Origin of the sequence: Caballeronia sp. SBC1 (assembly GCF_011493005.1) — a bacterium.
Taxonomy (GTDB): domain Bacteria; phylum Pseudomonadota; class Gammaproteobacteria; order Burkholderiales; family Burkholderiaceae; genus Caballeronia.
Map to the genome: position 1 here is coordinate 1,439,478 of NZ_CP049157.1, position 18,365 is coordinate 1,457,842.

16 protein-coding genes are annotated in these 18,365 nt (G+C 60.5%); 10 read left to right on the top strand and 6 right to left on the bottom strand.

Annotated elements, in window-relative coordinates; genetic code table 11:
• Positions 1 to 35: 35 nt before the first annotated feature.
• The 4 genes from ehuA to ehuB all read right to left on the bottom strand — a co-directional run bounded on the left by ehuA (position 36) and on the right by ehuB (position 3,198).
• The gene (gene ehuA / locus SBC1_RS24460) at positions 36 to 869 is read right to left on the bottom strand and encodes an ectoine/hydroxyectoine ABC transporter ATP-binding protein EhuA (protein WP_241202203.1); all 834 of its coding nucleotides are present in this window, start codon (positions 867 to 869) and stop codon (positions 36 to 38) included.
• Positions 870 to 927: 58 nt separating this feature from the next.
• Positions 928 to 1,587 carry an ectoine/hydroxyectoine ABC transporter permease subunit EhuD gene (gene ehuD, locus SBC1_RS24465; RefSeq protein WP_165094488.1) on the bottom strand — a complete coding sequence of 220 codons (660 nt, stop codon included), beginning with the start codon at positions 1,585 to 1,587 and terminating at the stop codon, positions 928 to 930.
• Positions 1,584 to 2,243, bottom strand: coding sequence for an ectoine/hydroxyectoine ABC transporter permease subunit EhuC (gene ehuC / locus SBC1_RS24470; RefSeq protein ID WP_206366109.1), 660 nt, complete (start codon positions 2,241 to 2,243; stop codon positions 1,584 to 1,586). Before ehuC ends, ehuD begins: the two co-directional genes overlap by 4 nt.
• A 94-nt stretch (positions 2,244 to 2,337) precedes the next feature.
• Positions 2,338 to 3,198, bottom strand: a complete 861-nt coding sequence (gene ehuB / locus SBC1_RS24475; RefSeq protein WP_165094436.1) for an ectoine/hydroxyectoine ABC transporter substrate-binding protein EhuB — start codon at positions 3,196 to 3,198, stop codon at positions 2,338 to 2,340.
• Between the two features lie 223 nt (positions 3,199 to 3,421).
• On the opposite strand from ehuB, the gene SBC1_RS24480 reads away from it, so the two are divergent.
• The 8 genes from SBC1_RS24480 to SBC1_RS24515 all read left to right on the top strand — a co-directional run bounded on the left by SBC1_RS24480 (position 3,422) and on the right by SBC1_RS24515 (position 12,686).
• Positions 3,422 to 4,819, top strand: coding sequence for a PLP-dependent aminotransferase family protein (locus SBC1_RS24480; RefSeq protein WP_165094415.1), 1,398 nt, complete (start codon positions 3,422 to 3,424; stop codon positions 4,817 to 4,819).
• 109 nt (positions 4,820 to 4,928) lie between these two features.
• Positions 4,929 to 5,903 carry a hydroxyectoine utilization dehydratase EutB gene (eutB, locus tag SBC1_RS24485; RefSeq protein ID WP_165094411.1) on the top strand — a complete coding sequence of 325 codons (975 nt, stop codon included), beginning with the start codon at positions 4,929 to 4,931 and terminating at the stop codon, positions 5,901 to 5,903.
• Position 5,904: 1 nt separating this feature from the next.
• Positions 5,905 to 6,897 carry a cyclodeaminase gene (locus SBC1_RS24490; protein WP_165094383.1) on the top strand — a complete coding sequence of 331 codons (993 nt, stop codon included), beginning with the start codon at positions 5,905 to 5,907 and terminating at the stop codon, positions 6,895 to 6,897.
• 18 nt (positions 6,898 to 6,915) lie between these two features.
• Entirely contained in the window at positions 6,916 to 8,145 is a 1,230-nt protein-coding gene (gene doeA, locus SBC1_RS24495; protein WP_241202202.1) for an ectoine hydrolase DoeA, read from the top strand.
• Between the two features lie 2 nt (positions 8,146 to 8,147).
• Positions 8,148 to 9,188 carry a N(2)-acetyl-L-2,4-diaminobutanoate deacetylase DoeB gene (doeB, locus tag SBC1_RS24500; protein WP_165094358.1) on the top strand — a complete coding sequence of 347 codons (1,041 nt, stop codon included), beginning with the start codon at positions 8,148 to 8,150 and terminating at the stop codon, positions 9,186 to 9,188.
• Between the two features lie 2 nt (positions 9,189 to 9,190).
• Positions 9,191 to 9,661, top strand: coding sequence for an Lrp/AsnC family transcriptional regulator (locus tag SBC1_RS24505; RefSeq protein ID WP_165094354.1), 471 nt, complete (start codon positions 9,191 to 9,193; stop codon positions 9,659 to 9,661).
• A 122-nt stretch (positions 9,662 to 9,783) separates the two neighbouring features.
• Positions 9,784 to 11,262, top strand: a complete 1,479-nt coding sequence (locus SBC1_RS24510) for an NAD-dependent succinate-semialdehyde dehydrogenase (RefSeq protein ID WP_165094351.1) — start codon at positions 9,784 to 9,786, stop codon at positions 11,260 to 11,262.
• Between the two features lie 38 nt (positions 11,263 to 11,300).
• The gene (locus SBC1_RS24515) at positions 11,301 to 12,686 is read left to right on the top strand and encodes an aspartate aminotransferase family protein (protein WP_165094348.1); all 1,386 of its coding nucleotides are present in this window, start codon (positions 11,301 to 11,303) and stop codon (positions 12,684 to 12,686) included.
• Between the two features lie 232 nt (positions 12,687 to 12,918).
• On the opposite strand, the gene SBC1_RS24520 is transcribed toward SBC1_RS24515, so the two are convergent.
• Entirely contained in the window at positions 12,919 to 13,206 is a 288-nt protein-coding gene (locus tag SBC1_RS24520) for a DUF6723 family protein (RefSeq protein WP_241202201.1), read from the bottom strand.
• Positions 13,207 to 13,608: 402 nt separating this feature from the next.
• Between SBC1_RS24520 and SBC1_RS24525 the strand changes: the two genes are divergently transcribed.
• Positions 13,609 to 14,106, top strand: coding sequence for a DUF421 domain-containing protein (locus SBC1_RS24525; protein ID WP_165094345.1), 498 nt, complete (start codon positions 13,609 to 13,611; stop codon positions 14,104 to 14,106).
• Positions 14,107 to 14,345: 239 nt separating this feature from the next.
• Positions 14,346 to 17,585 carry a PAS domain S-box protein gene (locus SBC1_RS24530; RefSeq protein WP_165094340.1) on the top strand — a complete coding sequence of 1,080 codons (3,240 nt, stop codon included), beginning with the start codon at positions 14,346 to 14,348 and terminating at the stop codon, positions 17,583 to 17,585.
• Positions 17,586 to 17,661: 76 nt separating this feature from the next.
• Here the strand turns inward: SBC1_RS24530 and SBC1_RS24535 are convergent, their stop codons facing one another.
• Positions 17,662 to 18,354 (bottom strand): hypothetical protein, encoded by a 693-nt coding sequence (locus SBC1_RS24535; RefSeq protein WP_370469649.1) that lies wholly within the window; start codon positions 18,352 to 18,354, stop codon positions 17,662 to 17,664.
• Positions 18,355 to 18,365: the final 11 nt, after the last annotated feature.

The window sequence follows — 18,365 nt, forward strand, 5'->3', positions numbered from 1 at the left end:
TCGATCAGGATCGGTCCGGACTCACTGAGTTCACGCTAAGTCGCTTCCCGGACAGCACGCAGGAACTGCTGCGTGCGCTCATGTTGAGGTGCTCCGAAGAACTGCTGCGGCGGCGCCTGTTCAATGATCTTGCCTTGCGAAAAGAAACACACGCGGTCCGCGAATTCTTTCGCGAAACCCATCTGGTGAGTCACCATCAGCATGGTGAGATCGTGCTCGTGGCCCAGCTTCCGAATCACGTTCAGCACTTCACCGCATAGCTCGGGATCGAGTGCCGAGGTCACTTCGTCGAACAGCATCACTTTCGGCCGCATCGCCAGCGCCCTCGCAATGGCCACGCGTTGCTGTTGCCCGCCCGATAACTGCGATGGAAAGTGATTGCACTTGTCGTCGAGCCCGACCATGGACAGCAGCTCGCGGCCACGTTCGTTCGCATCACGCTTCGACATGCCGAGCACCCGCAGCGGGGCCTCGATCGTGTTTTGCAGCGCCGTCATGTGTGGGAACAGGTTAAAGCTCTGGAACACCATCCCGATCTTGCGGCGCACTTCGCGCACATGCCGCTCGGATGCCGGCACCAGCGCGCCATTGCGACGCATGTGCGTGAGCGGCTCGCCTTCCACTTCGATCAGACCGTCGCTTAGCGGGTCGAGTGTCATCAGCACGCGCAGCAGAGTGGATTTGCCTGACCCGCTTGGGCCGATGATCGCGACCTTCTCGTTGCGGGCGACCTCCAGATCGAGCGCATCGAGCACGGTGAGTGAGCCGTATCGTTTAGTGACGCCGGCAAAGCGCACCATCGGCTGGACGTTGGGCGCAGCATCAGCATCAGCGTTTGCGCCGAGCGCGGGGTCGAGATCCCGTTTCATCTGTTTCTCCTGGAGTTCCATCAGCATGCCCCTGCCGGTCGTTCGAAAAGAACATGCATCATGGCAATCTCACGCGACGTTCGAGGTGACGCACGCCCGAGGCGAACGTCACGCTGATCAATAAAAAGAACAGGCCGGTCATGGTGATCGGTTCGAGATAACGGAACGTTTCCGAGCCGATGTTTTTCGCCTGCTGCATCAGCTCGACCACCGTGATGGCAGAGAGCACAGGCGTGTCCTTGAACATGGCGACCAGATAATTCCCAAGCGCTGGAATGACCGGGCGGATCGCTTGCGGAAGAATGACGCCGCTATACGTGCGCCACGGCGACAGTGACAATGCACAGGCCGCTTCCCATTGCCCGCGCGCCACGCCATTCAATCCTGCTCGATACACCTCTGACACATAGCACGCGTAATGGACCGCAATACCGATGGTGCCCGCGGTCAGTGCCGACATAGTGAGACCGTAGAGCGGGGCCACATAGAACAGCACATAGACCTGGATCAGTAGCGGCGTGCTGCGAATGAACTCGACAAAAAAGCCCGTCACCCGTGCAACCGGCGCAATGGCGCTGCGTCGCAGGATAGCGAGCACGAGGCCAAGCACCAGCGCAATGGCAAAACCCACCAGTGTGATGCCAATGGTGTACATGGACGCACGCAGCAGCTCAGGCAGGATGTGCACCGCGTACTTGACGTCGAAGAAGGAGTTCATTTCGCCGTCCTTTGGGTGATGCCGTGACTGACGCGGCGTTCGAAATGTCGCATGACGGTGACCATAATCTGCGCCATGACAAAATAGATCAGCAGCGTCAGCGCAAAAATTTCAGCGGTCTTGAAGGTCGCTTCGTCGAGCTGGCGCGCGCGGAAGGTGAGATCGGAGAGGGTGATCAGCGAAACCAGCGAGGTCCCTTTCAACAACTCGATCATCAGATTCGTCGCGGGTGGCAGCGCGTTGATCATGGCCTGCGGCAAGACAATGCGCCGCATCCTGGTCGACGCCGGCATGTTCAACGCAAGCGCCGCTTCATATTGCCCACCCGGAACCGAACGCAACGCACCGCGCAGGATCTCGGAGCCATAGGCTCCGTAATGCAGCCCCAGCCCAACAATGGCAACGGTGAACGGAGTCAGTTCCAGATTGAATGGCGGCAACGGCAACACGAAGAAAAACCAGAATAGCTGTACCAGTAGCGACGTACCGCGAAATACCTCCACGTACGCGTTGGCGGTCCAGCGCACAACACGCCACGCCGATGCGCGCAAGACGGTCGCCATGCCGGCCATCACGATTGCCAGCAAGATACCGGACACCGCAATCTCGACGGTGACGAGGGTGCCCTTCATCAACAGGGGCAAGAGTTCATGCAAGTCGCCCATGGAATTCCTCGCTTGGCGTAGATGCGGTGAGGTGGTGTGGGCCGGCACCCGCCGGCTCGTCAAACGAAGGCAGTCAGGAAGGCGGTCAGCCGCCGCAAAGTTGCGCGGTGGTCTTGTCCGGCAGGTTGCTTTTATCGAAGCCAAACGGCGCGACCGTCTTGAGATGATCTGGCGTACCGAGCCACACTTTCAGCTGCTGGTTGACGGCGTCGCGCAGGTCGGTGTCCTCCGGGCGGAACGCTAGCGCGCCGTATCCGGTGTGCTTGGGATCGTCGGTAAACTTGGGGATGGCTTCAACTGTCGGGCCCGCTTTCGCCGCGAGTCCCTTCATGGTCAGCTCGGTGCCGGCGGCCGCGTCCGCGCGGCTTGCACGCACGGCCTGCAACTGCGCGGTGGTATCGGGTACTTGCAGCAATTGCCCGTCCTTCACACCGGAGTCGCGTGCGTAGCCCAACTCAACCGAGCCCGCCATGACAGCCAGTTTTGTGTCGGGGTTCTTGGCTACGTCCGCGTAACTCCCCAGGTTCTTGGGATTACCCTTCAACGTCAGCAAGGTGTCCTGGATCTGGTATTGAGGGTTGGCGAACGCGACTTGCTTGCAGCGCTCCGGCGTGACATACATGCCCGCTGCAATCACGTCGAAGCGGCCCGCGCGCAATCCGGGAATGAGCGAGCCCCACTCAGTCAGGACGGCATCGACCTTCTTGACGCCGAGCTTGGCGAACACCTTCTTCGCAATCTCGGGTGACTCGCCGGTGACGGTGCCGTCCGGCGTGGTGTACGCAAAGGGGCTTTCGTTCGCGTAGCCAATGCGCACTTCTCCCGTGCGCTGAATACGCTGCAAGGTTGTTTCAGCGTTCGCCGCCGCTGCATGGGCTACCAACCCCGCCGTTGCCGCAGCAATGGACAGCGCGCCCAGCATTCCAGACACTCGTTTGAGTTTCATGTCGATCCCGTTTCCGTTTCCGTAGCGTGGTTGATTGCGCCGCGCGCTCGCGGCACTAAAGGCAAAAATGCTCGCAAACCCTTGGTTTAATTCCCGATTCGAGGTCGCGTTACATCGCCATGAACGCAGCATACAAAGCCATATTTTTGTTCTAATTGCTCTAGGACAATAATTTTCGCAACCGCTTCTGCGCCACTATGGGAGCTATTGAACGGAGGCGAATGTGAATGAGCGATGGCGTGACGCGGTGCGTACGGTGCATGGCGTCGAGTCGAAATACAAACGTCTGGTGAAAGCGATCGCGGAAGATATCGAAAGCGCGGCGCTTGCGTCAGGTGCACGCCTGCCGCCGCAGCGCGAGGTCGCGTCGGACCTGGCTATCAGTGTGCAGACCGTGACGAACGCGTACAAGGAACTGGAGCGGCAGGGGCTGATTCGTTGCGAGGTGGGGCGAGGCAGCTTCGTTGCGGCGCGCGTGACCGAGACCATGTCGAAATACATGCTCGACACGGCTGAGCGCGAGGTCATCGACTTTTCGATTGCGCGGATCGTGCACACCCCCGAACACGACGCCATGTGGCGCAAGGTGTGCGCGACGCTTGCCACTGTCGAGGATCAACCATGGATACGCGCGTTTCGGCCCATTGCGGGTTTTGAGCATCACCGGCAGGCGGGCGCGGCGTGGCTCGCCACGCTTGGCATGCCGGCGAATCCCGAGACGCTGCTGGTCACCAATGGAGCGGCCCATGGCATCTTCCTGGCGCTGGCGTCGTTCGTCGGCCCCGGCGATACGGTGTTGTGCGAGAGCCTGACCGACCATGGCGTGATCGGCTCGGCCAATGTGCTGGGCTTCACGCTGAAGGGCCTTGAGATCGACGAATATGGCATACGTCCCGAACATTTCGAAGAGATGTGCGACAGCGAGCGCATCAGCGCGCTGGTCTGCACCCCGACACTGAACAACCCCACGGTAGCGCTCATGCCGGATTCCCGGCGGCGCGCGATTGCCCGCATTGCCGAACGCTATGGCGTGTACGTGATCGAGGACGACGTATATGGGGCGTTGCCGGCAAAGACGCAAACGCCTATCGCCAGCCTGATTCCTGAGCTGTCCTTTTACTGCACGAGCATGACCAAGTCGGTACTGACCGGCTTGCGGACCGGGTATCTCACCATGCCGCGACGCCTCGCGCTGCGAGCCGAAAGCGTGCTGCGCGTGAGCAGCTGGATGGCGACTTCGCCCGTGGCTGAGGTCGCCACCCGCTGGATCATGGACGGGACCGCGCAACGCCTGGTCCAGGTGCAGCGTGAGCGCCTGGGTACCCGCCAGGCGATGGTGCGTGAAGTGCTTGGGCGCTATGTGCTGGGGAGTCATCCGCAGGCTTTGTCGGCGTGGTTGAAGGTGCCGGATTACTGGCAAGCGGACCGCGTCACGCGCGAGTTGCGCAACCGGGAGATTGCGGTGACATCGCCTGATCCGTTCCTCGTGCGCGGCGCCGAGAGGCCGAACGCGGTGCGCCTGTGCGTGGGCGCTGAAGTGAGCGATCAAACCTTCAAAACCGCGCTCGAAACCATAGGCGAAGTGTTCGAGCAATACCCGCACGTGCACGACTTCAGTTGACCCGGCATCAACGTCCGGCATCTGCTGCATCGATTGAACTAGGACATTAAAAAGCGCTTTTTAGGACATTAGACTCGATCGCATCTACTTCCTTCATGCGATTCCGTTCATGCCTGTTCTCTCGCTTGCCGATGTCTATCGCGCGCGTCGCCGCATTGAAGGGCGTGTGACACACACGCCGCTGCTCGCGTCGGCATCGCTGTCGCGGATCGCCGGCACAGAAGTCTATCTGAAGCTCGAAACCGTTCAGCCGACCGGCAGCTTCAAGCTGCGTGGCGCGACCAACGCGCTGGGCGACCTCGCTGAGCGCGGCATCAGAAAAGTAGTCACAGCATCGACGGGAAATCATGGACGTGCAATCGCGTACGCCGCGCGTGCGCTCGGCATGGAGGCGGCCGTGTGCATGTCGGCGCTGGTGCCAAAGAACAAGGTCGATGCCGTCACGGCACTCGGCGCGCGTGTCGTGATCGCGGGCAGGAGTCAGGACGAAGCACAGGTGGAGGCGTTGCGTCTTGCCACTGAAGAAGGCTTCGCATTCGTCCCGCCTTTTGACAACCTCAATGTGATTGCCGGCCAGGCGACTATCGGCCTGGAGATCATGGAGTCCTTGCCGGATACGGCGTGCATTGTCGTGCCCTTGTCAGGCGGTGGCTTGTTTAGCGGCGTCGCGTTTGCCGCCAAGCGCATCCGTCCCAACGTCGCGATGATCGGGGTGACCATGGAACGCGGCGCTGCGATGCACGCGAGTCTCGCGGCGGGGCGTCCAGTGCTAGTAGACGAAGTCGAGACGCTTGCGGATTCGCTCGGCGGTGGAATCGGTCTGGACAACGAACATACCTTCGCACTGACAAAAGAACTCGTCGATAGCGTCGTCCTGCTGGATGAAGCGTCCATAGCGCGCGGCATCGTGCATGCGTATTGCGAAGAACGGTTGGTGATCGAAGGGGCGGCGGCGGTGGGCATTGCCGCGCTGCTCGATGGGCGTGTTGAGCGCAACAACGGTGAGCATGGTCCAGTCGTGCTGGTCATAAGCGGCGTCAATATTGATATCGGCGTTCATCGCCGGCTGATCCTGGAGGCTTGACATGTCCGCCATTACACTTCTCGGCGAGGCGCAACTACGCGCACTCGTACCACTCGATATCGCCGCGATCGATCAGATTGAATCTGCATTTCTTTCCCTCGCGACCGAAGCCGTCGCCATGCCGCCGGTCCTTCGTCTCGATCTTCCCGAGCATGCTGGTGAAGTCGATGTAAAGACCGCGTGGCTGCCGCGTTTCGATAGTTTCGCCATCAAGGTCAGTCCCGGTTTCTTCAATAATCCCACTCTCGGTTTGCCGAGTCTCAATGGCCTCATGCTGGTGCTGTCGGCGCGCACCGGACTGACGGAGGCCGTGCTGCTCGACAACGGTTATCTCACTGCGGTTCGCACCGCGGCGGCGGGCGCGGTCGCCGCGCGCTGGCTGGCACACAAGGACGCGAGACGTGTGGCCGTGATCGGGGCGGGCGAGCAGGCACATCTTCAGTTGGAGGCGGTGCGATTGGTTCGCGAGATCGACCATGTCACCGTCTGGGCGCGTGACATGGAGCGTGCGCGGAGCTTTGCGAAGGGGTTGCAAGACATCCGCTGCGAGGTCGCCGCCAGTGTGCATGAAGCGCTTGCGCACGCCGATATCGCCATTACGACCACGCCAAGCCGGAGCCCCCTCTTACACGTTGAGGACCTTCATCCAGGCTTGCATATCACCGCAATGGGATCTGACGCCGAACACAAGAATGAGCTGGCGCCGGCGGTTCTCGCCGCCGGTCGCTATATCTGCGACCGTCTTCAGCAAACGCGCATTCTCGGCGAGCTTCATCACGCGATTGAGGCGGGTGTGGTTGTAGAGGACGCCAGCTTTGCCGAGTTGGGACACGTCATTGGGGGCAGTCGCCCGGGGCGCACGCATGACGACGACATCACCGTCTGCGACTTGACCGGAACAGGTGCGCAGGACACAGCGATCGCCGCGTTGGCGCTCCAACGCGCGCGTGCGCAAAACGCAGGGATCATCTTTAACAACGACGTGACGCTCTGAGAGGGGACGATGTCATTCATGACGCAACAAGCACAAGCACAAGAGCAAGCGAGACGTGCAACGGCACCCGCCGCACGGCTGTATTTCGAACCAAGCGAATTCGACGCGCGCATTGCCAAGACGCGGCGAGCGATGCAAAAAGCGGAGATCGATCTGCTGATCGTCTCTGACCCAACCAACATGAGCTGGCTCACCGGCTACGATGGCTGGTCGTTCTATGTGCACCAGTGCGTACTCTTGCCAATGGATGGCGAGCCGGTATGGTTTGGTCGTGGACAGGACGCGAACGGCGCGAAGCGCACCGTTTTCATGCATCACGACCAGATAGTGGGCTACCCGGACCACTACGTGCAGTCACAAGTTCGGCATCCTATGGATTATCTGTCGCGTGAAGTGATCGCTGCACGCGGCTGGGATAAATGTCGAATAGGCGTGGAGAAGGATAACTACTACTTCAGCGCCGCAGCGTACGCATCGTTGACGCACCATCTGCCGCAAGCAACATGGGTCGACGCCACGGCGCTCGTTAACTGGCAGCGGGCAATCAAGTCGCCGCGCGAGATCGAGTACATGCGCGTGGCCGCGCGGATTGTCGAGAAGATGCACGCACGTATTCTCGATCGGGTCGAGCCGGGCATGCGCAAGAGTGATCTTGTCGCGGAGATCTATTCGGCAGGCATCACCGGCGTGGAGGGTTATGGCGGCGACTATCCCGCGATCGTCCCTTTGCTGCCAACAGGGTCGGATGCCGCCGCGCCGCACCTGACCTGGGACGACTCGGAGTTCACTTCGAACGCAGGAACGTTCTTCGAGATTGCTGGCTGCTTCAAGCGGTATCACTGTCCTCAATCGCGCACGGTTTATCTCGGCCGTCCGCCGCAACATTTCATCGATGCAGAAAAGGCCGTAGTGGAGGGCATAGAAGCAGGACTCGCGGCAGCGAAGCCCGGCAATCTTTGCGAAGACATTGCCAACGCGTTTTTTGCGGTGCTGCGCAAATCCGGTATTGAGAAGGACAGCCGCTGCGGTTATCCGATCGGTGCGAGTTACCCGCCCGACTGGGGCGAGCGCACGATGAGCCTGCGCCCGGGGGACAAGACGGTCCTCGAACCCGGCATGACGTTTCACTTCATGCCGGGGCTGTGGCTCGACGACTGGGGCCTGGAAATCACGGAAAGCATCCTGATTACCGGCACGGGCGTGGAGACGTTCTGCAATACGCCTCGGCAATTGTTCGTGAAGGAGTAGCAATGCGTGCGTCACCCATTACACCGACGGTGGATCTGGCAGCCGTCGGCGAGCAGCACGGATTCCTCAAGCTGCCGTATTCCCGCGACGATTCGGCGTGGGGCGCCATCATGATTCCCATCGCTGTGATCCAGCGCGGCGAGGGGCCGACTGTGCTCCTGACGGGCGGCAATCATGGCGACGAATACGAAGGGCCGATCGCTCTGTCCAAGCTTGCATCAACCCTCAAGGCAAGCGATGTCACCGGGCGCGTGATTGTCGTGCCCTTCATGAACTATCCGGCGTTCAAGGCTGGTAAGCGCACCTCGTCGGTAGACTCCGGCAACCTCAACCGGAGTTTTCCTGGGAAGCCGGACGGCACCGTCACCGAGAAGATAGCGGACTATTTCCAGCGCCATTTGTTGCCCATCTCTGACTACGTGCTCGATATTCACGCAGGTGGCCGCACGCTGGATTTCCTGCCGTTTGCTGCCATTCACGTATTGAATGACGCGCAACAGCAGGCGCGTTGCGAAGCCGCGATGCGTGCGTTCGGCGCGCCTTACTCCATGCGCATGCTGGAACTGGATAGCGTTGGATTGTTCGATTCCGCCGTGGAAGAAGCGGGGAAGGTGTTCGTTTCCACTGAACTGGGCGGCGGCGGAACCGCGACGGCTGCAAGCGTGGCGATTGCCGAGCGGGGTGTGTACGGCTTTCTCGCGCATGCGGGTGTTATCGACCGGGAAGGGATATCCCCACGCGACGACCTGCGGGGCAACAACCGCACGACGACGCTGCTGGACATGCCGGACGGCACTTGCTACACCACCAGCGAGCATAGCGGCCTGCTCGAAATGTGTCGTCATCTGGGCAACTTTGTTGAAGAGGGCGAGGTGCTGGCCCGTATCTACGACGCTACGCGTACCGGTGCGGCCGCCGTTGAATATGTGGCGCGGCGGAGTGGCTTGCTGGCCGCGCGGCACTTTCCGGGTCTGGTGCAGATCGGCGATACGGTCGCGGTGGTCGCCGATGTGGTGGAAGGCCATATTCCGGTGGTCGTCTGATCGTGATCAAGCTCGACCGCTATGACATCGCCATCCTGCGAATACTTGCGCGTGATGGGCGCATCACGAAATCGCGGCTCGCCGAGGAGGTGAACCTGTCGATTTCTCCTGCGTGGGAACGCGTGCGCAAGCTGGAGGAAAGCGGTGTTATCAATGGGTATCGGGCGGAACTCGATTGGGTGGGCGCCGTCAAGGCGAGCCGGATTGTGGTCGAAGTGACGCTGGCAAAACACACCGCGCACGACATGCGGCGCTTCGAGGACCGCGTGCTGGCCGCGCCGGAGGTAACGCAGTGTTATGCGACCGGCGGTGGCGTGGACTATGTGCTGCATGTGGTATCGCGCGATATCGATCATTACCAGCGCTTCATTGACTCCCTGTTGATGGATGAAATCGGGATCGAGCGCTACTTCACGTACATCGTCACGAAGGTCGTGAAGAACATGCCGGACAGCGTTCCGGACTGGGAATAAGGAAAACTCGCGAGAAGGACCCGCAGGACAGAAAAAACGTCACGCATGGCGGGCCACATCGAAAAAATCATGCGGCGGCGAGGAAGAAAATGGACGTCATACAGTGCAATCAGGAGCCTCTCATGTTGCTGGGTCATCCCGTTCTTTTCAAGTCGCTTTGTTATGTCGATGGCCGCTGGATTCATAGCGACAGCGCGGCAACCATCGCCGTGCAGAATCCCGCCGACCAGGAAGTGATTGGTCACGTGCCCATGCTGGATCGCTCGCAAATAGAAGCAGCAGTCAGCGCCGCACACCGCGCATACGAATCCTGGCGATGGGTGCCGCAAGAACGCCGCAGCGCGATCCTGCTGCGCTGGCACGAACTGATCCTGCGCCATCAACACGATCTGGCCGGCATTTTGTCGCTGGAACAAGGCAAGCCTTTGGCTGAATCAAGGGGGGAAATTGCCTACGCGGCGAGCTTCGTCGAGTGGTACGCCAATGACGCAAAACGCCTCTGCGGCCGCACGATTCCCACGCATATCAACGGTGCCCACCTCGGCACGGTCATGGAGCCGGTCGGCGTCGCCGCGCTTATCACGCCGTGGAATTTCCCGGTTGCAATGATCACCCGCAAGGCGGCTGCCGCGCTTGCGGCGGGTTGCACGGCAATCGTCAAGCCCGCGCACGAAACCCCGTTCTCGGCGCTTGCGCTGGCGCAACTGGCGGAAGAAGCGGGCTTTCCTGCCGGCGTATTCAACGTCGTACTGGGGGAGCCGCAAATGGCGATGGAAACACTGGTACGCGATGGTCGCGTGCGGGCGGTCAGCTTCACAGGATCTACTCGTGTAGGTGGCCTCGTCGCGCGCGCGGCCGCCGAATCCGGCATCAAGAAACTGGCGCTGGAACTCGGCGGCAATGCGCCGTTCATCGTCACGGAAGACGCTGATCTCGATCAGGCCGTCAAAGTGGCCATCGGTGCGAAATTCCAGACGTCGGGACAGGATTGTTGCGCGGCGAACCGCATCTTCGTGGCCGCGCCGCTGTATGAACAGTTTGTTCATCAATACAGCGAAGCGGTGCGCGCATTGAAGGTGGGACCAGCCTTCGAAGCGAGCGTGGAAGTGGGACCGCTGATGCATCAGGCCGCGTTCGATACCACCGCCGAGCGTGTGGCCGACGCGCGGGCGAAGGGCGCGCGCATTACCGTGGGCGGCCAGGCGCATGCGCTCGGCGGGTGGTTCTTCGAGCCGACCGTTGTGGCCGACGCCGCGCCCGGCATGCGTATTTACGATGAAGAGAACTTCGCGCCAACATCAGCCATATCGTCGTTCAACACGCTGGATGAGGTGGTGTCCAAAGCCAACGACACCGAGCACGGGCTGGCTGCTTACATCTGCGCCACGCGCATGGACACGATCTTTCAACTGGTGCGCCGGCTCGACTTCGCAATGATCTCGGTCAACGGCGTCAAGTTCACCGGCGCGCCGATCCCGTTCGGCGGCATGAAGGCGTCGGGCCTCGGCCGCGAAGGGGGATCGGAGGGTTTCGAGCCGTTCGTCGAAACCAAATATTTTTGCCTCGGCAACCTCGGCTTGCCGCTCAGCGTCACGGCCTGATCGAATGACACGAATGACAGGAATTTAAGGAGCAACTCATGACACAGCAACTCGAGCAACTGTTCAACGAAGACCGTGCACACTTCATGCACCCGTCGACCCATGCGCATGATCACGCCAGTGGCGCTCTGCCCGGCAAGATCATTCGGGGAGCGAAAGGTATTCGCATAGAGGATCACGAGGGGAAGAGTTATATAGACGCCTTCGCAGGTTTGTACTGCGTGAACATTGGCTATGGCCGTACCGAAGTGGCCGATGCAATCTACGAGCAAGCCAAAAAGCTGGCGTATTACCACACCTATGTGGGCCATTCCACCGACACCATCATTGAGCTGTCGTCGCGGATTATCGACTGGGCGCCGGCGGGAATGAAGAAGGTTTATTACGGCATGTCCGGTTCGGACGCTAACGAAACACAGATCAAGATCGTCTGGTATTACAACAACGTCTTGGGCCGTCCAAACAAGAAGAAGATCATTTCACGTCAGCGTGGTTATCATGGCTCGGGCATTGTCACGGGCAGCCTGACCGGGCTGCCGAGCTTCCATCAGCATTTCGATTTGCCGATCGATCGCGTGAAGCATACGGTCTGTCCGCACTGGTACCGGCAGGCGCCGGCCGGCATGAACGAAACGCAGTTTGTTGCGTATTGCGTGGAGGAGCTTGAGAAGCTGATCGCGCGCGAGGGCGCCGAGACCATCGCGGCTTTCATTGGCGAACCGGTCATGGGAACAGGCGGCATCATCGCGCCGCCGGAAGGTTATTGGGCCGCGATCCAGCAGGTACTGAAGAAGCACGACATCTTGCTGATCTCCGATGAAGTGGTGTGCGGCTTCGGCCGGCTCGGGTCGAAAATGGGCGCGCAGCACTACGGCATGCTGCCGGACCTGATCACCGTCGCGAAGGGTCTCACGAGCGCTTATGCGCCGCTGTCGGGCGTGATTGTGGGTGAGCGGGTCTGGGACGTGATCGAGAAGGGTTCGCAGGAACATGGCGCAATGGGACACGGCTGGACTTATTCGGGCCACCCTATTTGCGCGGCAGCGGCCATCGCGAATCTGGACATTCTCGAGCGTGAGAACCTCACGCAGAACGCGGCTGACGTTGGCGCTTATCTAGGCGCGCAATTGCATGCTGCGTTTGACCAGCATCCGCTAGTGGGTGAAGTCCGTCAGACCGGCATGCTGGCCGCGCTTGAATTCATGGCGGACAAGCCAGGCCGCCAGCCCTTTGACGCAGCGTTGAAGGTCGGGCCAAAGGTCTCGGCGGCCGCATTGCGGCGCGGGGTGATCGCGCGTGCCATGCCGCACGGCGATATTCTCGGCTTCGCGCCGCCGCTCGTGACCACGCGGGCAGACGTGGACGAGATCGTTGGTATCGTGCGCGAAGCGGTGGATGAAGTCGCTACGCAGACGATCGCGTAACGTTGCATCAGGTCGCATAAGGTCGTATCACGCTCTCGTCGGGCGTCAAGGAATCAGGCCGCCGGCTTTATCTGAACTGACCCCGGCGGTTTTTTTCGTCCCGCTTCGTCCCGCTTCGTCCCGCCAATGCAGACCCGGCCGAGGCAATTACATTCGCCGCAATCAAGCCACGCTCCATTGCAACGCAGCATTCAAGGACCACGCCGCGCGTCCCACGGCTAGCACATTTCTCTCAATCTTCTGGATTGGCGATATCACTGGCGACTATCTGTTCGCCGCGCATGACTGCCGCCTCGCGCGCCTCTTCTCGCGACGGGTACGGTCCAAGCACCGGCGCTCCCTGGAACGGGAACAATAATCGGCCGTCTGTTTTTCTAATAACCTTTAGCGTTCCTACAAACAATCCGCCAGCGTTGATCTGATACGACGCGTATACCGCGAAGTCTTCAGGGCGCATGCGTTCACCTGATCCCCGGCTTTGTAGCTGGGTCATGGATAAGACAATTTTCGGCTTTTTCATGGCGCTTTACGTGTTTCAATCGTACCTGTAAACAGGCGTGGCGTATGTCCAGCCGAGCGCGGAAGCGGTCGATTTTTCCTGTTCGGGGGACATCACGACGTTCGCTAAAATTGCACAGCACCTGACGTTCAGCAATTACCGGTCCGCACTCGCAGCACGCTTCTTGCGGGGGAGTCGGTGCTCGCGGGGTGACGGTGGGCGACGAAATGACGGTGGGCAACATCGGGTCTGGCGTTCTTCATTTGTTCGGAATCCACGCTATCTGGACGAGCGCGGCATGCCGCATGACATGAAGGCGACTGATCCGTGAACGCCAAGCCGGCGAACCCGTGCCAGCATCCGTGACACCCGGGTGTGCCCGGCTCATGAGAAACCATGCCCTTAGACAAGAAAGGAAAGCACATGGACGCCTTCATCGCAGTGTTCGGCAGCGGCCAAGACCTCGATTCGCTGCAGATGGCAGCTCGCGCGATAGCGACCTTCATTGGCGCACTGATCTGTATTCGAATCTCCGGCCGGCGTTCATTCGGCCAGCGCTCTCCGTTCGATTATGTTGTCGCCATACTGCTTGGCGCGACGCTGAGCCGCGTGATCGTGGGTGCGTCTCCCGCAGTCCCAACGGTGGTCGCCTCGCTGGCCATTGTCGTGCTGCATCGTGTGCTTGCATGGGGCTGTCTGCATTCTCCGACGCTGGAGCGGCTGGTGGGCGGCGCCGAACGAGAGCTGTATCGGGACGGCTGCTTCAACGAGAAGCAGATGTCCGCCGCGCTTATTACGCGAACCGATTTATTCGAAACGGCGCGGCAGCAACTAGGCGCCGACGACCTGTCCGGGGTGCGCGCAGCTACGCTCGAACGCAATGGAGAGATCAGCCTGATCCGCGACAACGACGCCCTATAGCGTAGCTTGCGAGGTTCGGGCTCGCCAGAACAGAGGTCGCGAAAGACGGGGCCAGAGAAGTACAGCGAGCAAGAATCGTCCCCGGGAGTTGCGCTCCAGGCGTGTGTGCGGGAAGCCTCGGCTGCGCTCTACGAGTGGGGGATTTTGGAAGGTAAAATGGCCGCCTATCTACTGACGTTTCAAACTCTGCGACGCTTACGTGCGTCGTGCGGTTGGGCGTTGCTTATCTATCCCCGCACATGAACGAAAGACAACCGACCGCTGGCCTGAGTCACGCCTTCCTCGAAGGCGGCGGCGAAGTCGCCAAGATCATTGCATCCAGAGACTGGTCCACTTCGCCACTGGGACCTCTCGAAGGTTGGTCGAAAACGCTGACCGGCACTATTGCCCTCATCTTGCAGTCGCCTGTTCCCATCGTGACGCTCTGGGGTGTCGATGGCGTCATGCTCTACAACGACGCTTATTCCGTTTTCGCCGGCGGCCGGCATCCTCAGCTGCTCGGCTCCAAGGTGCGGGAGGGGTGGTCCGAGGTCGCGGATTTCAACGACAACGTGATGAAGGTCGGCCTGGCCGGCCGAACGCTGCGATACGAAGATCAGGAACTGACGCTGCACCGCCACGGCCGTGGCGAGCAAGTGTGGATGAACCTGGACTACTCGCCCGTTCGCGACGAGCGGGGCGTGCCGGTCGCCGTCATCGCGATCGTGGTGGAGACCACCGCAAAGGTGCGTGCAGAGCGCTGGCTGAGCGGCGAACGCGAGCGGCTGCGGCGGATGTTCGAGCAGGCCCCAGGCTTCATGGCCATGCTGACCGGCCCCGAACATGTCATCGAATTGACGAACGCTTCCTTCACGCAATTGGTTGGCGACCGCACGATCCTGGGCAAACCGGTGCAGGAAGGATTGCCCGAACTGCGCGGGCAAGGGTTTGTAGAGATACTGAACCGGGTCTACGCCTCTGGACTGCCCATCTCCGGCAGCGCGCAGTCCATCGTGCTTAATCGGCTCCCTGGGGCGCCTGCAGAGCAGCGTTACGTCGACTTCGTGTATCAGCCGGTACGCAACGAAGCCGGCGCCGTGATCGGCATCTTCATTCAGGGAACCGACGTGACTGACCGCCTCGTGGCGGAGCGCGCGGTCCATGAAAGCGAGGAGAAATTCCGCACCTTCGCCCAAGCCATGCCCAACCAAGTCTGGTCGGCGCAACGCAACGGGGAGCTCGACTGGTTCAACGACCGGGTCTATGAGTACAGCGGCGCGGCGCAGGGCAGTCTTGACGGTCAGGCCTGGGGCATGATCATTCACCACGACGATCTGCCGGACGCCGTTGGACAGTGGGCGGATGCGGTGGCATTGGGCACGACCTACGAATGCGAGTTCCGCATTCGTCGAGCCGACGGCGCGTTTCGCTGGCATATCGCCCGGGCGCTGCCTATTCGCGACAACGCCGGACGCATTGTTCACTGGATTGGCACGAACACCGACATTGAAGACCAGAAGTCCGCGGCACGCGCTCTGGAGCGCCTGAACAAGACCCTCGCACAGCAGGTGGCGGAAAGTGTTGCCGACCGGGACCGCATGTGGCGGCTTTCTACCGACATGATGCTGGTCGCCGATTTTCAATCGAATATTGTGGCGGTGAATCCTGCGTGGCAGCAAATCCTTGGAAGGGATGAGAAGAACCTTATCGGCCATTCATTCCTTGAGTTCGTGCATCCCGATGACCGGGTCGCGACGCTCGCCGAGTTGGGCGAATTGAGCGAGGGCATCCGCACGTTCAAGTTTGTCAACCGGTATCAACGGCAGGATGGCGCGTATGTCACGCTGTCGTGGACGGCCGTGCCCGACGACCGTTTCATCCATGCCGTGGGCCGCGACATCACCGCGGATCGCGAAGCGGCGGACGCGCTGCGGCGTACCGAACTCGCGCTTCAGCAGGCGCAAAAGATGGAGACAATCGGCAAGCTTACAGGCGGCGTCGCCCACGATTTCAATAATCTGCTGCAGGTCATTTCGGGCAACTTGCAACTGCTCGCGTCGGACGTGGCGGGCAGCGAGCGGGCAGAGCGGCGCCTGGCGAACGCGCTTGCCGGCGTGAGCCGCGGTGCGAAACTGGCGAGCCAGTTGCTGGCCTTCGGCCGCCGGCAGGCGCTCGAGCCGAAGACGATCAGGATCGGACGGCTTGTCACCGGTATGGAAGACATGTTGCGGCGCAGCCTGGGCGAAGCCATTGAGATCGAGACGGTTGTTTCTGCCGGCCTGTGGAATACATTCGTCGATCCCACTCAGGTCGAGAACGCGGTCCTCAATCTCGCCATCAATGCACGCGATGCCATGGACAACACGGGCAAGCTGACCCTTGAAGTAGGCAACGCTTTCCTCGACGACCGCTATGCGCTCGATCATGCCGAAGTGACCCCTGGGCAATATGTGATGCTCGCGGTAACGGATACCGGCTGCGGGATGGAACCCGACGTGCTGGCCCAGGCCTATGAGCCGTTCTTCTCCACCAAACCGGAGGGCAAGGGATCTGGGCTGGGACTCTCCATGGTCTATGGCTTTGTTAAGCAGTCCGGTGGACACGTCAAGATCTACAGTGAACCGGGCCAAGGCACGACGGTGAAGTTGTATTTGCCGCGGACCCGTGACAAGGAGGATCTCGGGGCGGTGATGGAAAGTACGCCGGTACTCGGTGGCGCCGAAACGATCCTGGTCGCTGAAGATGACGAGCAAGTCCGGGTGACGGTAGTGGAGATGTTGTCGGAACTGGGGTATCGGGTGCTTAGGGCGAACGACGCCGGCAGCGCGCTGGCGATCATAGAAAGCGGCGTGTCTATCGATCTGTTGTTCACCGACGTCGTCATGCCGGGTCCGCTGCGAAGTCCCGAATTAGCGCGCCGTGCGCGGCAGTTGATTCCCGGCATAGCGGTGCTGTTCACGTCAGGCTACACGGAAAACGCGATTGTTCATGGCGGCCGGCTGGATGCTGGTGTCGAACTGCTTGGCAAGCCCTACACGCGGGAAGCGCTTGCAAGAAAGATCCGGCACGTGCTCGCAAATCAAAGCCAGCATGCGGCGCTCACAGTCGCGCCGGCGCCTTTGAGCGTGCTGTCCGCAATCACGCCCAGTGCGCCCGCTGGGCGCGCGCTCAACATCTTGTTCGTTGAAGACGATGACCTGATTCGCTCCAACACGGGTGAGTTGCTCATGGCGCTGGGGCACGTGGTCCACGAGGCTGCCAACGCACAAGCGGCGTTGGCGCTGATTCAGAAAGAGGTGGTGGATTTGCTCATCACGGACGTCGGCTTGCCCGGCATGTCGGGCGAAGAACTTGCCATACGAGCTCGTGTTTTGCGCCATGACCTGGCGGTCATATTTGCAACCGGCGACCATCATGTTTCGAAGGTATCGGGATATTTTGTCTTGCGAAAACCCTACGATACCGTGAGCATGGCTGCGGTTTTGCGGCAGGTGCAATGACCGCAATCGCGCGTTCCGGTAATCCGTTGAGCGTGTTGCCGGAACATGTTGCTGGACCGTGCGTGGCTGACGCGGCTCACTTTGCAGGAGGTTCGCTCGGGACATCCGGCTTGTTGGAGTCGACTGCCAGTGCGTCACGAAATTCGTTTAGCCGCTGCTGGTAATTTTCGCCATCGCCGTAAGCAAGGAACGATCGAGTCCTTGACGGGGCGCCGAGCATTTTTCGAGCGTGCTTGATGGGGCACCAGTACTGTTCGGTACGCGCGGCGATCTCGGTTCCATAAGCCAGCAAGCCGTTCGCATACGCGCAGTACGCGCAATTGAACTTCTCCATGAAGTTCAGGTAGCTCAGGGGCCACCGGTCCATCACGATATAGTCCGAACGCCGGACCTTGCTGATCCTGTACACGGGAAAGCAGATGGCTTGATACACGCTCAAGCCGAGGTCGAGGAACAGCAACGGCACGATCAGCCCGTAGATGACAGGGGCGACCACGACAGTAGCAGGACGGCTCTTGACTATCCAGTGCAGGAGTCCGGTCTTCGATTGCTGGTGTGCCTCCCTGACTGACTTGTCGAATATGATCCGCTTGCCGTCCACGCGATAGAACAGGCGGACTTCCGCCTGATGCACAGAGGCTCTCAACTCATCTTCCAGCACGTTTATCTGCGCCATTAGTTGCCGCACTTTCTCGTCCACACGACCCCCGTGCCAGTTGGATACGACGGACAATCCTGCCAGCTCATGGCCGTTCGAGACAGGCGGCATGAGGCTTGCCG

What these genes read in the sequence shown, in the direction of transcription:
- SBC1_RS24490 (WP_165094383.1), top strand. Translation starts at nt 5,905, where the DNA reads ATGTCCGCCATTACACTTCTCGGCGAGGCGCAACTACGCGCACTCGTA.
- SBC1_RS24535 (WP_370469649.1), bottom strand. Translation starts at nt 18,354, where the DNA reads ATGCCGCCTGTCTCGAACGGCCATGAGCTGGCAGGATTGTCCGTCGTA.
- doeB (WP_165094358.1), top strand. Translation starts at nt 8,148, where the DNA reads ATGCGTGCGTCACCCATTACACCGACGGTGGATCTGGCAGCCGTCGGC.
- SBC1_RS24530 (WP_165094340.1), top strand. Translation starts at nt 14,346, where the DNA reads ATGAACGAAAGACAACCGACCGCTGGCCTGAGTCACGCCTTCCTCGAA.
- doeA (WP_241202202.1), top strand. Translation starts at nt 6,916, where the DNA reads ATGACGCAACAAGCACAAGCACAAGAGCAAGCGAGACGTGCAACGGCA.
- SBC1_RS24520 (WP_241202201.1), bottom strand. Translation starts at nt 13,206, where the DNA reads ATGAAAAAGCCGAAAATTGTCTTATCCATGACCCAGCTACAAAGCCGG.
- SBC1_RS24510 (WP_165094351.1), top strand. Translation starts at nt 9,784, where the DNA reads ATGTTGCTGGGTCATCCCGTTCTTTTCAAGTCGCTTTGTTATGTCGAT.
- eutB (WP_165094411.1), top strand. Translation starts at nt 4,929, where the DNA reads ATGCCTGTTCTCTCGCTTGCCGATGTCTATCGCGCGCGTCGCCGCATT.
- ehuB (WP_165094436.1), bottom strand. Translation starts at nt 3,198, where the DNA reads ATGAAACTCAAACGAGTGTCTGGAATGCTGGGCGCGCTGTCCATTGCT.
- ehuA (WP_241202203.1), bottom strand. Translation starts at nt 869, where the DNA reads ATGAAACGGGATCTCGACCCCGCGCTCGGCGCAAACGCTGATGCTGAT.
- ehuD (WP_165094488.1), bottom strand. Translation starts at nt 1,587, where the DNA reads ATGAACTCCTTCTTCGACGTCAAGTACGCGGTGCACATCCTGCCTGAG.
- SBC1_RS24525 (WP_165094345.1), top strand. Translation starts at nt 13,609, where the DNA reads ATGGACGCCTTCATCGCAGTGTTCGGCAGCGGCCAAGACCTCGATTCG.
- SBC1_RS24515 (WP_165094348.1), top strand. Translation starts at nt 11,301, where the DNA reads ATGACACAGCAACTCGAGCAACTGTTCAACGAAGACCGTGCACACTTC.